The sequence below is a fragment of the Bogoriella caseilytica genome (assembly GCF_003752405.1).
Lineage (GTDB): Bacteria > Actinomycetota > Actinomycetes > Actinomycetales > Actinomycetaceae > Allobogoriella > Allobogoriella caseilytica.
Genome location: NZ_RKHK01000001.1, coordinates 1952174 through 1967807, shown reverse-complemented (window position 1 = coordinate 1967807; position 15634 = coordinate 1952174). Strand labels below are relative to the sequence as shown.

Genomic DNA, 15634 nt, shown 5'->3' with positions numbered 1-15634 from the left:
GAGGTCACGGCCGCTGGGCTACCTCACGCGGCAGGGCGGCGCGCATGGCTTCGACGGCGCGGCGCAGCACCGGCCGCGGCATGCCGAGGTTGAACCGGGCCGTGCCGCGCGCCGCCTGGCCACACAGGGCGCCGTCGGTCATGGCCACCTGCGCCTGCTTGAGGAAGTGCTGCGCCGGGTGGTCCCCGAGCAGCGGAGCGCCGTCGTCACCGGTCACCGGCCGGAAGTCGATCAGCGAGAGGTACGTGCCCTCGGGCACGTACACCACGGCGCCGGGCAGATGCTCGGCAGCGAGTTCGGCGAGCAGACGGCGGTTGCCGTCCAGGTAGGCGATCACCCCGGCCAGCCAGTCCCGGCCGTGATCCAGTGCCGCCGCGGCCGCGACCGCACCGGGGGTGGAGGCCACCGACTCGTACACCTGCCCCACCTTGCGCCAGGTGGCGACGTCGGCGTCATTGGACAGCACCAGCTGCGCGCACTTCAGCCCCGGCAGGTTCCAGGCCTTCGACGCCGAGGTGGCCGTCACGGTGTGCCCGGCGGCGGTCTCGCTGATCGACGCGTAGGGCACGTGCCGGTACCCCTCGAACACCAGGGGCGCGTGGATCTCGTCGGAGAACACCCGGCCGCCATGGCGCTCGACCACCTCGGAGATCGCGAGCAGTTCCTCGCGCTCGAGCACCCGCCCCACCGGGTTGTGCGGGTTGCACAGGATGAGCAGGTGCCCGCCTCGGGCGAAAGCGGCATCGAGCGCGTCCAGGTCATACACGTAGCGCCCGCTCCGACCTTGCCCGGCGCCGTCGAGGACCATCGGCACCTCGATGATCTCGCGGCCCTTGATCACCGGGCGCTTGAGAAAGGGCATGTAGGCCGGCGTGGGCAGGATGACCGGGGATCCCGGCTCGGAGTAGTGCTCGATCACCGCGTCCAGCCCGGTGAGCACATCGGACAGGGGCCGGATCCGGGCGGGATCGACCTGCCAGCCGTAGGCGTCGGCATGCCAGCGGGCGCTCGCCTCGGACATGCGCTGGGCGACGGCGTCGGGCAGGTAGCCGAAGAGCCCGCGCTCGATGGTCTCGTGCAGCGCTGCGGTCACCTCCGGCGCGGTGCCGTAGTCCATCTCGGCCACGAAGGCACCGACGGCGCCGGGGAAGGTCGACCATTTCACCGAGCCGACGTCGCGTAGCCGCTCCGGGGTGATCGCGTCGAACTGGGCGTGCAGATCCTGATGGGAGGTCTCAGTCACCGGCGCATCATCTCAGGCCGCGACGGCCACCGGCACGCCGCATCCGTCCTGTCTCAGGCTGCGGCGCTCGCCAGCACCTGCCGCGGCCGGAGCACCCGGCGCCGGGCGATGGCCAGCGTGGAGACGCCAAGACCGGCGGCCGTCCACGCCACCAGCAGCACCAGGGCGAAGAGCCACCCCCCGGCCGCGGGGATCACCGCGCTCAGCAGCGCCTGCAGCGCCGGGCCCACCGGCAGCACGTCGCCGATGATCAGGAGCCAGCCCGGGGCGGTGGCCACCACACCCGTGGCCAGCGCCACGACCGCGACCAGCACCGAGACGCAGCGGCCGGCATGACCGAAGGCCGCGGCCAGGGCCTGGTTGACCGTCACGAAGCACACGGCGATCAACGTCGAGATGCCGATGACACCCACCCACCGCGCCGGGCTGAGCCCCTCGACCGCCGCGAGCAGGACGCCCACCCCAGCGCCCCCGGCCGCACCGAGCGCCACCGGCAGGGCCAGGGCACGGAGCGCGAGCTCGGCCGAGGTGCGGGTGGATCCCAGCGCCCCGGGCGGCACGGCGGGCAGGACCAGGAGCAGCATCAGGGCCCCCAGCCACAGGGAGAGGATGGCGAAGAGCGCGCCGGTGGAAGCCCCGGTGAGGCCGTCGATGCCGGGCCCGGAGGCCGGCGCGGCGGCGACGTCGGCGATCTCGTTGCGCTCGGTCTCGTCGTAGTTCGGTAGTTCCTCTGTCGCTTCACGCAGCCCCGAGCCGAGTTCGGCGTTGCCCTCGGCGAGCTCCTCCAGCCCACCGGCGAGCTCACTGTTTCCCTCGGCGATCTCCTCGGCACCCTCGCCGAGTTCGCCCAGCCCGCCGGCCAGCTGCTGCCCGCCATCCGCGAGCTGAGCGGCACCGCCGGCAAGGTCATCGCCGCCCCCGGCGATCTGCCGGGCGGCACCCGCCGACTCACCAGCCCCACCGGCCACGCCGTCGATCCCGGTGGCCAGGCCCTGGAGGCCGGTGGAGAGTTCGGTGGCACCGGTGGCGAGTTCCTCCGCGCCTCCGGCCAACGCGCCGGCCGCCGGGGGCAGCTCGGAAGTGGCGCCGGCCAGCTCCCCCACGCCTGAGCTCAGGCCACTGACACCGGCGGAGAGTTCGTACAGCCCGGTGGGGCCGCCCTGTGCAGGCGGGACACCGGCGAAGGCCGCCATGCCACTGGCCACCTGGTCTGCGCCGTCCTGGAGTTCGATGACCGGGGCGAAGATGCTTGCGAGATTCTCCTCCAGCAGCGCGGCGATCTGCTCACAGTCCTCCGCGGACGGCGGCGGGAGTTCCGGACCGCCGGGGAGCTGCGGCGGCGCGCTGCCGCAGCCCACGGCCTCGAGGATGACTGCGGGATCGGGCACGAAGGCCCCGATGCCGTCGGCGACCTGCTGGGCGCCGGCCGCCAGATCGGTGGCCGCCGGTGGCAAGAGGGCGACGTCCTGATCCAGGGCCGCCATCCCGGCGGCGAGTTCCTCGGCTCCCCCGGCAAGTTCGCCGAGCCCTCCGGCCAGCTCGCCCGCACCACCGGCGAGTTCCTCGGCTCCCCCGGCGAGTTCGCCGGCCCCTCCGGCCAGCTGCCGCGCGCCGCCGGCCAGTTCCCCGGCTCCGCCGGCCAGTTCGTCGAGCCCGCCGCCCAGCTCCCGCGCCCCAGCACCGAGTTCGGCGGCCCCGGCACCGAGCTCCCCGGCGCCGTCGGCCAGCTGGTACGCGGCCGAGGCGCTGTCGCGAGCGCCGCCGGCCAGACCCTCGCCGCCCTCGGCGAGCGCTTCGGCCGCCTCACCGGCCTCGGCGTTCCCCTCGGCGAGCTGGTCTGCGCCGTCCGCGGCCTCGGCCAGCTCGGTGGCCAGAGTAGAGAAGCCGAGGAGCAGGTTGTCCACGTAGGTCTCGGTCAGCGTCTCGCCCAGCACATCGAGCGCCGTGGCGGAGATGATCCGGGCCAGTGCCTCGTCGAGCACGCGGCCGCCGGGCGGGGTGGTGACGTCGATGGTGGCCTGACGGGGCCATTCCTCATCCACCATGACGGAGGTGGCGGCGGCGGAGAAGTTCTCCGGGATGGTGACCACCGCGTGGAAGGTGCCGTCCTCGAGGCCTTCGGCGGCGCGCTCGGCGCTGGTGACCTCCCAGGTGTAGTTCGTGTCGCCCACCTCGCCATCGCCGCCATCGACCAGTCCGCCGGCGAGTTCCCGGCCCAAGGGCAGAGTCTGGTCCTCGACCTCGACAGGTTCGTCCTCGTTCACGATCGCGGCGCGCACCCGGTCCAGCCGGTCGGTGGGTGACCACAGGCCGGCGAGCAGGACGCCGAGCACGCCGAGGGGCAGCACGGTCACCACCAGCAGGGAGAGGATGCGGGCGGGAGTCAGGCGGACGTTCATGAGGCTGTCGCTTCCTGGAGCCGGGAGCCGGCGGGATCGGGGTGCGCGGAGACGGCGTCGAGGTCGATCAGAGCGGCGTCGGGAGCGAGTTCCTGCAGGCGCCGGGTGGCGTCAGCGCCCGCGCCGGGCAGCCCGAGAACGACGGCGACGCCAGCGGCGCGCAGTTCGGCCAGCCGGTCGGCGACGGCGCGGCGTGCCGTGGGGTCGGTCAGGACGTCCGCGCGGTCGAGAACCACGATGCGCAGCCGGCCGGGGCGGGGGGTGCTGCGTTGCTGAGTGCGGCGCGCCTGGGCGGCGAGACGGCGCAGCTCCGCGGGAACGTCGGGGGCGTTGACCGCGTCGATGACCGCCACCCGGTGGCGCACGGCGGCGGAGCGGTCGGGCAGCACCAGGCCGGTCACCTTGAGGTCACCGGTATCGGGAGCGAGCCGCCCGGCCACGGCGAGCACCACGGCGGTCACGGCGGCGCGCGAGCGGCTCTTGATCCCGAGGGCACCGTTCTCGGCGAGGCTGAACTCCACCGGCCCGATCCACGGGTCGTCGGAGTTCGGGGCGTTGATGACCAACTCGCGTGCGGCCGCCGCGGTCTGCGGCGCCCAGTCAGTGAGCGCGATCTGCTTCTCCAGCCGTTCTCCCTCGACGTCGAAGAACGGCATGATGCGGTCCAGACGGCGCGGGATCCACCAGGCATTGCGGCCGAGCAGCGTCATCACCGCGGGCACCAGGGTCATGCGAACGATGAAGGCGTCCACGGCCACGCCCACGGCCAGGCCGAGGGCGATGGGTTTGAGGTAGATGTCCCCGCCGGGCACGAAGCCGAAGAACACCGCGACCATGATCGTGGCGGTCGCGGTCACCACTTTGGCCGAGCCCTGGAATCCGCGGACGACGGCCTGGCGGGCATCGCCGGTGCGCACGTACTCCTCCCGCATCCGGGCCACGAGGAAGCACTCGTAGTCCATGGCCAGGCCGAAGAGCACGCCCATGAGGATGATCGGCATGAAGGAGATCACCGGGCCGAGACGGGGGACGTCGAGCAGATCGGCGGCCCAGCCGTCCTGGAAGACCAGGGTGACCACGCCGAAGGCGGCTCCCACGGAGAGCAGGTAGCCCAGGCTGGCCTTGATCGGCACCACTACCGAGCGGAAGATCATCATCATCAGGATCAGGCAGAGCCCGACCACCGCGATCCCGAAGGGCAGCATGGCATCGCCGAGCTGCTCGGAGACGTCGATGGTGATGGCGGTGAAGCCGGTGACGGCGATGTCGACCCCGTAGTCCTCGGCGATCTGCGGGCGCAGTGCGCGAATGTCACGCACCAGTTCCTCGGTCTCCAGGGCCTCGGGTCCGCCACTGGGCACCACCTGGATGATGCCGGTGTCGGCCGAGGGGTTGGGCACCGCGAGCGGCACCTCCACCACACCGTCGAGCTCCTCGATCTCGCCGGCGATGTCCTCGATCACCCCCAGGGGGTCATCGCTGGTGACGATGGTGGCGGTGACCATGAGCACGGCGTTGTAGCCCTCGCCGAAGTGTTCCTCGGTGAGTTCGTAGGCGTGCCGGGCGTGGTGTTCCTCGTCCAGGAAGCCGGCCCCGGGCATTGCCAGGCGCAGGTCGGTGGCCGGGAAGGCGAGGACCGCGATGCCGGCGACCACCACGGCGATGGTCAGTGCCGGAAAGCGGGTGACCGCCTTGACCCAGCCGGTGAAGAAGCGGCTCGGCGACGGGCCGGAGGACTGGGCCTCCTCGGCGCGGGGCGTCTCGGTACCGGAGGGCGCGGCGGCGGCACCGGTCTCTGCTGCTGCAGCCTCGGCGCGGGCCCGGCGGGCGGCCCGCGGGCGCATGCGCTCCCCGGAGAAGGCGATCAGCGCGGGCACGAGCGTGACGGCGATGGCCACCGCGATCGCAACGGCCACCGAACCGGCCACGCCCATGATGGTCAGGAACGGAATGTTGGCGAAGGACAGACCCAGCAGGGCGATGACGTTGGTGACGCCCGCGAAGGCGATGGCCGATCCTGCCGTGGCGGTGGCCCGCGCCGCGGACTCGATGACCTCGCCGCCCTTGCCGAGCTCCTCGCGGTGGCGGGCGATGAGCAGCAAGGCGTAATCGATGCCCACCGCCATGCCGAGCATGAGGGCCAGCATCGGGGTGGTGGAGTTGACCGGGCCGAGCGCGGTGGCGGCGAAGACCAGCAGCACCGCGACGCCCACGCCGAGCAACGCGGTCAGCAGGGGCAGCCCGGCTGCCACGACCGACCCCAGGGTGATGAGCAGCACCACGAAGGAGATGACCACGCCGGCGACCTCCATCAGGCCCACGCCGGGGAACTCCATGTTGAAGATCTCCCCGCCCATCTCCGCCTCGGAGCCTTCTGGCAGGGCCTGCTCGAGCGCGTCCCGTTCGTTCAGCAGAGCCTCGAGAGTGGAGTCCATGACGTCGGACTGGTCGCTGTCCAGGGTGATGGAGAGCATGGCGGCGCGGCTGTCATCGGAGATCAGCGCGCCTTCGTCCTCGTCGAGCGGGGTGACCGCGTCGACCTGCTCGAGGTCTTCGATCGTCTCGGTGGCGGTATCGATGGCCTCGGCGAAGTCGGCGTCGGTGATGTCGGCGCCGTCCGGTGCGACGACGATCAGGCTGGCGGAGGCTCCGGCCATCTCCGGGAAGGTGGCGTTCAGGCGCTCCATGGCGTCTTGGCCCTCGGTGCCGGGGATGGAGACTTCGTCATCCAGCCCCTCACCGAGGAAGCCCGCCATCGCTCCGGCGAGCGCGAGGACCGCGACCCAGCCCAGCAGCACCAGGCGCCGGGAGCTCGCGGACCACCGGCCGATCCGATAGAGGACTGAAGACACGCACGCTCCCGAAGTGCTGGGGCACCCCCGGGGTGCCGAGGCCCGGCTCCCCGGCTCCGGTGCCATGGACCCGGCTGCGGCACGACCGCCCACCGGTTGATACACGAATGTATCCGATACAGAAATGTATCCGTTAGGCTGAACGGCGACAAGCGGGCCGGAGTTCCAGGAGGTGTTACGTGCGCGACACGACGGCGGTGCCGGCGGAACCCGGGACCGGCCGGCCAGACCTGGGCAGTGCGGCCATCCGCCCGGTGTCGGCACGGCGGGAACGCACCCGCGAGCGCCTGCTCGACGCCGCCTTCACCGTGTTCTCCCGCCACGGCGTGCCTGGCGCCTCCATCGAGGCGATCTGCGAGGCGGCCGGCTTCACCCGGGGAGCTTTCTACTCCAACTTCTCAACCAAGGAGGAGCTCTATCTTGCCGTCATCGAACGCGATGTGCGGCGCCGTCTAGCCCACCTGGAGCAGGCCGTGGCCGACCTCGGCGACGACGCCGTCTCAGGGGATCGCGTCAACCCGCACGCGGTGGAGGCCATCTTGCAGGCCGTCACCCCTGAAGGGCCCGATGAGCGCGCCTGGCACCTGGTGATGATGGAGTTCGAGCTGTTGGCCATGCGGGATGCCGATGTCGCGGCCGCCTATCTGGCGCAGAAAGAACAGATCGGCACCGAACTCGCGGGAGTGCTGGAACGAGTGCTCGGCCGCCTGGGCATGCGCTTCGCCATTGACCAGGACGAGGCGGTCCAGGTGCTGGAGCAGGTCTACCTTGCCGAGGCCCGGCACGAGATGCTCAGCGGCACGCCGTCCTCCGCGATGCCCCAGCTGGCCCAGCTGATCCTGCGCCCGGCCTAAGACCTGCGCTGCGCCGGGCCTGAGGCCGCCGGGCCTGAGGCCGGTGGCGCACACGCGTCACTCGGGCGGGGCGATCTCCAACGGGCGGCCCTCGTAGAAGGTCTGCAGCACCACGGTGGTACGCGTGTTCACCGAGGCGGCTTGGCGGATGTCCCGGATGAGCTCCTCGAGGTCGCGGGGGGTCTCCACGCGCACGAAGAGCATGTAGGAAGAGTCCCCGGCCACCGAGTGGCAGGCCTCGATCGCGGTGAGGTGCTCCAGGCGCTCGGGGGCGTCGTCAGCCTGAGCCGGATCCAGCGGACTGATCTCGATGAAGGCGGCGAGCTGCTTGCCCACGGCGTCCGGTTCGATGATGGCGCGGTAGCCGATGATGACGCCACGCGCCTCCAGACGCCGCACCCGGGTCTGCACCGCGGAGATGGACAGGCCCACCCGGTCGGAGAGCTGGGAGAGCGTCGCACGGGAGTCCTGCGAGAGTTCCCGCACGATGGCGACATCGATCGGATCCTCAAGGCGATGCAGCCTCGAGGATCCGGGAACCGGAACACTGACCATTGCTCGACCCTACCGCTGCCCGCTCATGTGCCAGCCGGTGAGGCACGCCCGTGGGACACCACCGCAGGGCCAGGCGCCGGACAGCGCCGAACACCCCGGCACTTCCGGGCCCCGGCGCCGTCAGGGGCCGGGGTGCAGGTTCTGGCGGCGGTCGGCGAGGTAGGTGTAGCGCTCGCGCGCCGCGCTCAGCGCCGCCGGGTCGAGGGTGGCGAACAGGAGTTCCTCGCCGCGCCCGGCTTCGGCGAGCAGCTTTCCATCCGGCCCGGCCACCACACTGAGCCCGCCGTAGTCGAAGCGCGCATCGGAGCCGCAGAAGTTCGCGTAGGCCACGAACATCCCGTTCTCCAGGGCCCGGGCCGGCACCAGCAGGCGGGAGACCTCATCGAAACCGCTCATGTTCGCCGTCGGGACGAGCACGAGATCGGCGCCGGCATCGGCCAGCCAGCGGCCGACCTCCGGGAACTCGACGTCGTAGCAGACCGCCAGACCCACCGACCAACCCCGCCACTGCGCCGTCGTCGGCAGCGCTTCACCGGCGGCGAACTGGCCGGCATCGACGTCACCGAAGAGGTGCGTCTTGGCGTAATTCAGCACCTGGGCGCCCTCATCGTTGATGAGCGCCGCGGCGTTGTGCACCGCGCCGCCCGGGGCCAGTCGCGGGTAGCCGTAGGCAATCGCGACACCGTGGCTGCGCGCGATGCCGGCGATCCGCCGCGCGGAGGGCCCGTCGGCGGATTCGGCGAGCGCGCGGGCCTGCTCGGCGCCGATCGCGTAACCGGTCAGCACCATCTCGGGTAGCACCAGCAGATCCGCCTCGGACTGCGCCGCGCGGGCCGCGAGGGCGTCGATGCGCTCCAGGTTCACCGCGACATCGCCGGGGATCGGCGGGGTCTGCGCCACCGCCAGCCGCACGGTCTCTGCCATGGTCCCTCCGTCTCTCGCGTGATCCCGGCGTGAATCCAGCCGGCTCCGGTTACTCCGGGAGCTCCATCGGGCCGAGTTCGTCGTAGACGTCGCCCGGGCCCGGGTTGTCCGGGTGGGAGGCGCCGCCGAAGTGATCCATGATCCCCCAGACGGCGTTCAGCGCGGTCTGCACCGCACCCTCGGCCCAGGCGGGGGTGAAGGAGACGTCGTCACCGGCCAGGAAGATGCCGCGTTCGGCGGCGGGCAGCTCGCGCTGCACGAAGTGGGAGTACATCCGCACGTTGTAGCGGTAATGCCCCGGCAGCGCGCCCTTGAAGGCGCCGAGGAAGTAGGGGTCGGCCTCCCAGGAGATGGCGATGGGATCGCCGATGATGTGGGAGCGGATGTCCACATCGGGGTAGATCTTCTCCAGCGCACCCAGGGCCAGTTCGGCGCGGCGCTCGGGGGTGTGCGGCAGCATCTTCAGCGCATCGGACATCCACGCGTAGCTCAGGCAGATCACGCCGGGCTTGTCGGGGCCGTTGTCGAAGAGATAGGTGCCGCGAGTGAGGCGGTCGGTGAGTGTCATGGACAGGCGGCGGCGCCCGGTCTCGGGGTCGATGTCCTTCCAAAAGGGGCGATCGACCTGCACGAAGGTCTTGGAGGACTGCATGTAGCGGGTGCGGTCCAGCGCCATCCACAGATCCTGGGAGAACAGGGACTCGTCGCAGTCGATCTCGGTGCTGAGCAGCCAGGTCTGGCAGGTGGCCAGCACCGCGTCATACGTGCGGGTGACGCCGGTGGGCTCGCCGGGCGCGTCCGGGCCAGCCGCAGCACGTTCGCCAGCCTCGGTGACGGCGATGCGGCCATCCTCGGTGCGGCGCAGGGCCGCCACCGCGCCGCGGGGCTCGCCGCCGTGCAGGGAAGCCAGGGAGGTGCCGGCCGGCCAGTGCGCGGCGTCGTCGACGGGCCGGTGCCACAGGCCGCGCGGGAGCTGCTCGACACCGCCGACGATGAGTTCCTGGTTGGAGTCGCACTCGGTGACCACCACGCGCAGGATCTCAAGCATCGAGTTGGCGAAGTCCGAGTCCCAGCCGCCGGTGCCGAAGCCCACCTGACCGAAGACCTCGCGGTGGCGGTAGGACAGGCGCTGGAACTCCGGCGCGGAGGCGACGAACTCGTAGAAGGAGCGGTCATCCCACACCGGGACGATCGCGTTCCAGATCTCCTTGAGCCGCGTGGCGTTGCGGTCGCGGATTGCCTGCTGCAGGCCGGAGAGGTTCATCCCGGTTTCCAGCGCGCCATCCCAGGCCGCGGCCACCTCGGCGAACAGCGGGGGCAGGTCCTCGAGCGCCTCGGCGTAGAAGGTCTCGCCGCCCAGGTCCACGACGGTGGAGTCGGCGGCCGGGGTGAGCGGGTTCGGGAAAGGCTTGCTGTCCAGGCCGAGGAGGTCCACGTAGTGGAAGAAGGCGGCCGAGGAGATGGGGAAGCGCATGCCGCCCAGCTCGGCGACGATCTCGGGGCGCTCGAGGTCGAAGGGCTCGGAGCGGAGACGTCCGCCGAGGCGTGAGGCCTCGTAGATCACCGGCTTGAGGCCCAAGCGCATCAGTTCGTATGCCGCCACGAGGCCGGCGATCCCGCCACCGACGACAGCGACCTCCGTGCCGTGCGCACTCTCCGGGACGCTGCCGATGCCACCGGGGTGGGCGAGCCAGTCGTCGTAGGAAAAAGGGAAGTCCGGGCCGAAAATCGTTACCCGATCGCGCTCAGAACGCGAGGGCGGGGCCTCGGTGCCGGCTGGGGCGCTGGCTGTCGTGCTGGTTGGCGTGCGGGGCGCATCGGTAGGGATCGTGACCACAGCGGTACCCTACGGGAATTTTTCCGGCGAGAGGCGTGGATTAACGCACTGTTTACGTCAAGGACTGATGGCGGGGCAGGTCGGGCGCTGGGCGCCGACGCCAGGGCGCTGGGAGCGCGGGGCGGGCGCTGGGACGGGCCGGGCGTTTGGCTGAGCTGGCTGGGCGTTGGGCTGAGCCGGAGCACCCATGGCGATTGTGCTCACGAAATGTCACTCTGAGGGCAGCGAGCCGCCCCCATTCCGACGATGAGTGAGCAGAATCGCGGGAAGGCGGGAAGGCGGGAAGGCGGGAAGGCGGGGAATCGGCGGAGGGCGAGGCGCAGCCTGGAGAAAGTGCCTCAGAAGAAGGTCGGGAGGGCCCCCAGGACGGCGCCGCGTTCGGTGAGCAGCACCGTGCGCCACTTGTCGAACATGGTGCATGGGTGCGATAGCCCCAGGGTGGCGATGTCGCCGACGGCGAGCAGTCCCTCGGGATCCTCGACGTAGGCGTGCTGGTCGTTGGTGCCGGTCAGGGTGAGCGCATTCGGGTCGAGGGCGAGCTCAACCCCGGCGCGCTCCACCCGGAGCACGGTGGGGAGGTGGATGTCGTAGGGGACGTCGCGCTTGCCGGCATCGAGGAGGGCCAGGCCCAGCTCGGGAGTGGAGAGCACCTGCGCGCGAGCGGTCACAGCACCGTCGAGGTGCGGGCCGGCGCCGCGAGCAACGGCCGGGGTGATGTGGGCGTAGTGGCCATGGTCGTGCACGAGGTAGGCGCCGGACCGCAGCAGCGCGCGGGCTCCCGACACGTCCTGGTCGATGCCGGCGAAGGCCTCAGCGACCAGGTCGAAGCACTCCGATCCCCCCGCGCTGAGCACCGGAGCATCAGTCTCGAAGGTTGGCGCCAACTCGAGGAAGAGCGCGCGCATCTGGGCGAGGTACTCGCGGATCGCGGCCAGCCGGGCGGCCGGGTCGGCGCCGGTGACGCTGCCCTCATAGCCCGCGACGCCACGCAGTTCCAGCACCGGGGAGGCGTGGACCGCCGCCGCCACCTCGCGGGCGACGGCGGCGCTGCGTACCCCCGTCCGCGCACCGGGGGCGCCGAACTCCAAGCACACGCCGAGGCGTCGCGGCGCCGGAGCAGGGTCGTCGTCCTGGGCACCTGATCCGGCCGCCGGGTTCCCAGCGCCCAACCCGGCCGCGGCCAGTGCAGCCGTCATGCGTTCGACGCCGGCCACTGAGTCGGCCCAGCACACGACGTCGAACTCCGCTGCCGCCGTCGTCGCCAGTTCGCTGCCCAACCAGGTGAGGGCGTCCACAGAGATCACCTCGTTCGCGATCACGACGCGCGGGATTCCGGCGCGGCGGGCAATGCGCGCCTGGAAACCGTTGGCTACGGAGATCGCCCGGCAACCGGCCGCCAGCTGCCAGTGCCACAACGCCGGTGACATGGTGGTCTTGCCGTGCGGCGCGAGATCCACGCCCTGCTCGGCGCACCACGTGGTCATGGCGGCAAGGTTCTGCTGGACGATGTCGACGTCGAGGGTGAGCGAGGGTGTCGGCAGGGCCGAGACGGGTACGGACTCATCGTGGAGGCGCGGCGACCAGTGCTTATCGCTCGGGTCGACGTCCACCAGATGCGGAGTGAGCACCTCCCGCCAGGCGGGCACCTGCTGATCGGACGTCGCCTGCTGCTCAGAAGTCATCGCCACCATCATCCCCTTCCTCTTCCGGAGCCGGCCTTGCCACCCTCCCCCGTCCGGGCTACACCTCGGCGCGGACCGCCTGGCCGGGCAAGGCCGCCGGGTCCAGCTCGCCGTCGCGGATGGCGAACTCCCCGCCCACCAGCAGGTGCCGGATGCCCTCGGCCGGAGCGAGTTCCTCGAAGCTGGCGCGGTCGATCACCGTTTCCGGGTCGAAGATCGTCAGGTCCGCATCGCATCCCACCTGCACCCGGCCCTTGCGGCGCATCGCCGGCACCGCACCCTCCAGGATCTGGGCCGGCACCAGGGTGGAGCGCTCGATCGCCGAGTTCAGCGACATCAGGCCCAGCTCCCGCGAGATGTGCCCCAGCGCCCGGGTGAAGCAGCCGGCCGAGCGCGGGTGCGCGAAGGCCCCCTCGGGCAGCGGCCAGCCGCGCAGCAGCTCCTCGCTGTCCCGCACGCCGGAGGTCTGCATGATCATTGCGTCGGAGGCGAAGGCGGTGCCGGGGAAGGTGAGCACCCGGTAGAGCTTTCCGATCGAGGCCGGGTCGTCGGGGTCGAGGTAGTCGATGACGGCGGCGCCGGTGGGGTCGGCTGCCCGGATCTCGGCGAGGCGATCGTAGCTGGCCACGCGCTCCCCGGTGCCGAGATAACGGATGTCGGTGGCCGGGCGTCCGCGGAACTTCAACTCCTCAGGATCGAGGAAGGTTGCGCTGATCGAGGTGGATGACGCGTGGTACGGGTAGCCCTCCGTGGTCACCCGCACGCCCTTGGCCTGCGCCTCGGCCACGGCGTCGAGCACGAGATCGACCGCGCCGGAGTAGGTCGAGTTCACGTGGCACAGGTGCACCTGCGCGCCGGTGGAGGCCGCCACCCCGATGAGTTCGAGCAGTCCCTCCACCGCGGAGCGCGGATCGTCACCGGCGCCGTAGCGGCCGTGCACGAAGATCGGGAAGCCCAGCTCGGCGGCGCGGTTGGCCAGCTGCAGCAGCTCCACCCGGCCGGAGTCCGGCGCGTAGCCCAGCAGCATGCCGACGCCGATGCCGCCGGCGCGCACGTTCTCCTCCAGCCGGTCGAGCACCCGGCCCACGCCCTCGGGCGCCGCCGGCACGCGCCAGCCGGTAGCACCGGGCAGGGACTCGGCGAGGGCGACGGCGGAGTCGCGGATGACGCGGTCGTAGACGTCGACGCCGTCGAGCTGCTCCAGGCGGGCCAGCAGCCAGTTGGCGGCGTAGCCGTAGTTGATGGGCCGGCCCTCGGCCGCGGCGTCGGCGATGGTCAGGTCCACCGGCAGCGCGCCGGCCTCGAGGTCCAGGGAGGTGGTCACGCCGTCAAGTGCCTGCATGCGCAGCCCGTTGACCGTCTGGGCGTGGGAGTGCAGGTCGATGAAGCCGGGCGCCAGGACCAGACCGCCGAGGTCGACGACGGTAGGCGCTCCGCCCCCAGCGCCGTCGCCGCGAGCGCCACCACCTCCGGCACCAGGGGCCGCACCGCCGGACTCAACGCCGTCGGCACCCGTGGGCGCGGTGATCGCCACGATCCTTCCGCCCTCGACGGTGACGTCGCGGATGCCGTCCAGCCCGGTCTCGGGGTCGATGACGCGAGCGCCGGTGAGCAGCAAGGACGGGGAGCTGGTCATACGGGGGTCTCCTGAGAAAGTGCGTCGGCCGAGCGAAGCGACCGGCGAGCGGGAACGGCAGGGCGGGCACAGAACAAGCGGGTCGGGCGAGCGGGCACAACAACCGGGTCAGTCAGGGTGGTCAGTGAATCTCCGGGAAAGGATCGCAGATGGTGCCCTCCGGGATCTGGGGTGCCCACCCCAGGGACGGGTCGCCCTCGCGCAGCACCTGCTCCAGCTGCCAGGCGTGGCCCAGGAGCTGCCTCTCCTGCCGGAAGGGGCCCACCACCTGCAGGCCCACCGGCAGGCGGGTACCGGCGGTGAAAGCGGCCGGGAGGGACATCGCCGGGCAGGCGGTGCCGGTGATCGCGGCGGGCAGGGTCATCCAGTCCAGGTAGTTCGCCATCTCCGCGCCGTCGATCGCGCGCGGGTAGCGCTCCTCCACGGGGAAGGGCGCCACTTGGCAGGCCGGGGAGAGCAGCAGGTCGTAGCGGCCGAAGAACTCGCGCATCCGCTCCTGGATCCCGGCCTGGGCGCGCAGCATGGCGGCCACATCGGAGCCGGTGAGCCGGCGTCCCTGCTCCAGGTTCCACACCGCGTCGTCCTTGAGCAGGCCGGGGTGCTCGCGTTCGAGCGGGCCGAGGGTGGCCTCCATCTGTAGTGCGCGCTGCACCCGGAAGCTCTCCAGGGCCGGCCGCAGGTCGGGGCAGTCGATCGCGATCTCCCAACCCAGCGCGTCCGCGGCCCGTTCGACCACCGGGATGAGGGCCTCGGTCACCTCGGAGGCGACCGTGGCGAGCCCGGCCAGGTCGGGCGTCCAGGCCACGCGCAGCGGCCGGCCCGGCGAGGGGTCGGGCGCCTCGCCGTTCTCGGGTGTCAGCCCTGGAATCGCCGGCAGCCCTGGAACCCCCGCCGTGCTGGGCACCGCCCCCGGCAGCCCCACCGACAGCGGCGCTCGCGGATCACCCCCGGTGAGCACCGAGAGCAGCAGGGCCACATCGGCGACGTCGCGGCCCATGGGTCCCTTGACCGAGAGCCGGCCGAAGGGGTGGGCGTCCGGCCACGAGGGCACGGTGCCCGGGGAGGGCCGTAGCGCCGTCACCCCGCAGAAGGAGGCCGGGTTCCGCAGTGATCCGCCGGTGTCGGACCCATCGGCCAGCGGCAGCATGCGGGCGGCGAGCGCTGCACCCGCCCCGCCGCTGGATCCGCCGGCGGTGCGGCTGAGATCCCAGGGGTTGCGGGTCACGCCGTAGACGGCGTTGAAGCTGTGCGAGCCGAGCCCGAACTCGGGCACGTTCGTCTTGCCCACGGAGATCGCACCGGCCGCTTGCATACGCTCGACCACCACGTGATCGACCTCGGCCACCCGCTCGGCGTGCAAGGTACTGCCCTGGGTGAAGCGGAAACCCCGGGCGGGGATGAGGTCCTTGTGCGCCACGGGCAGTCCGTGCAGCGGCCCGAGCCGGCCACCGGCCGAGCGATGCTCGTCGGCGGCCCGCGCACCCGCGATCGCCCGCTCGGCCTGCAGGTCGACCACCGCGTTCACCGCGGGGTTGACCGCCTCGATGCGCCGCAGGTGGGCGTCCATGGCCTCGGCCGCGGAGACCGCGCCGCCCCGGAGCAGGGCGGCGAGGTCCGCGGCGGTGCGGCCGGTCAGCTCATCGCTCACCGGG

Annotated in this window: 10 protein-coding genes; 1 reads left to right on the top strand and 9 read right to left on the bottom strand. The window is 71.8% G+C overall.

Annotated features, from left to right (window positions below; genetic code table 11):
* Window positions 1–4 precede the first annotated feature (4 nt).
* The 3 genes from EDD31_RS08765 to EDD31_RS08755 are packed head-to-tail and all read right to left on the bottom strand — an operon-like array spanning window position 5 to window position 6494.
* Window positions 5–1243 carry a MalY/PatB family protein gene (locus EDD31_RS08765; protein ID WP_123303813.1) on the bottom strand — a complete coding sequence of 413 codons (1239 nt, stop codon included), beginning with the start codon at window positions 1241–1243 and terminating at the stop codon, window positions 5–7.
* A 53-nt stretch (window positions 1244–1296) separates the two neighbouring features.
* Window positions 1297–3642 carry a YhgE/Pip domain-containing protein gene (locus EDD31_RS08760; RefSeq protein WP_123303812.1) on the bottom strand — a complete coding sequence of 782 codons (2346 nt, stop codon included), beginning with the start codon at window positions 3640–3642 and terminating at the stop codon, window positions 1297–1299.
* A complete protein-coding gene (locus EDD31_RS08755) occupies window positions 3639–6494 on the bottom strand; it encodes an MMPL family transporter (RefSeq protein WP_170163256.1) in 2856 nt (951 codons plus the stop codon). The genes EDD31_RS08760 and EDD31_RS08755 overlap by 4 nt, the downstream gene beginning before the upstream one ends.
* A gap of 179 nt (window positions 6495–6673) precedes the next feature.
* Here EDD31_RS08755 and EDD31_RS08750 point away from each other — a divergent pair, with 179 nt between their 5' ends.
* Window positions 6674–7348 (top strand): TetR/AcrR family transcriptional regulator, encoded by a 675-nt coding sequence (locus EDD31_RS08750; RefSeq protein WP_123303810.1) that lies wholly within the window; start codon window positions 6674–6676, stop codon window positions 7346–7348.
* A gap of 57 nt (window positions 7349–7405) precedes the next feature.
* Here the strand turns inward: EDD31_RS08750 and EDD31_RS08745 are convergent, their stop codons facing one another.
* The 6 genes from EDD31_RS08745 to EDD31_RS08720 form a co-directional block, all read right to left on the bottom strand.
* Entirely contained in the window at window positions 7406–7903 is a 498-nt protein-coding gene (locus EDD31_RS08745) for an Lrp/AsnC family transcriptional regulator (protein WP_123303809.1), read from the bottom strand.
* A 120-nt stretch (window positions 7904–8023) separates the two neighbouring features.
* Window positions 8024–8815 carry a carbon-nitrogen hydrolase family protein gene (locus EDD31_RS08740; protein ID WP_123305355.1) on the bottom strand — a complete coding sequence of 264 codons (792 nt, stop codon included), beginning with the start codon at window positions 8813–8815 and terminating at the stop codon, window positions 8024–8026.
* A gap of 61 nt (window positions 8816–8876) precedes the next feature.
* Window positions 8877–10556, bottom strand: coding sequence for a flavin monoamine oxidase family protein (locus EDD31_RS08735; RefSeq protein ID WP_483964265.1), 1680 nt, complete (start codon window positions 10554–10556; stop codon window positions 8877–8879).
* A gap of 446 nt (window positions 10557–11002) precedes the next feature.
* Window positions 11003–12346 carry a type III PLP-dependent enzyme domain-containing protein gene (locus EDD31_RS08730; protein WP_170163255.1) on the bottom strand — a complete coding sequence of 448 codons (1344 nt, stop codon included), beginning with the start codon at window positions 12344–12346 and terminating at the stop codon, window positions 11003–11005.
* A gap of 58 nt (window positions 12347–12404) precedes the next feature.
* A complete protein-coding gene (locus EDD31_RS08725; protein ID WP_123303807.1) occupies window positions 12405–13982 on the bottom strand; it encodes an amidohydrolase family protein in 1578 nt (525 codons plus the stop codon).
* A gap of 121 nt (window positions 13983–14103) precedes the next feature.
* Window positions 14104–15630, bottom strand: coding sequence for an amidase (locus EDD31_RS08720; protein WP_245991082.1), 1527 nt, complete (start codon window positions 15628–15630; stop codon window positions 14104–14106).
* Between the last annotated feature and the right edge of the window lie 4 nt (window positions 15631–15634).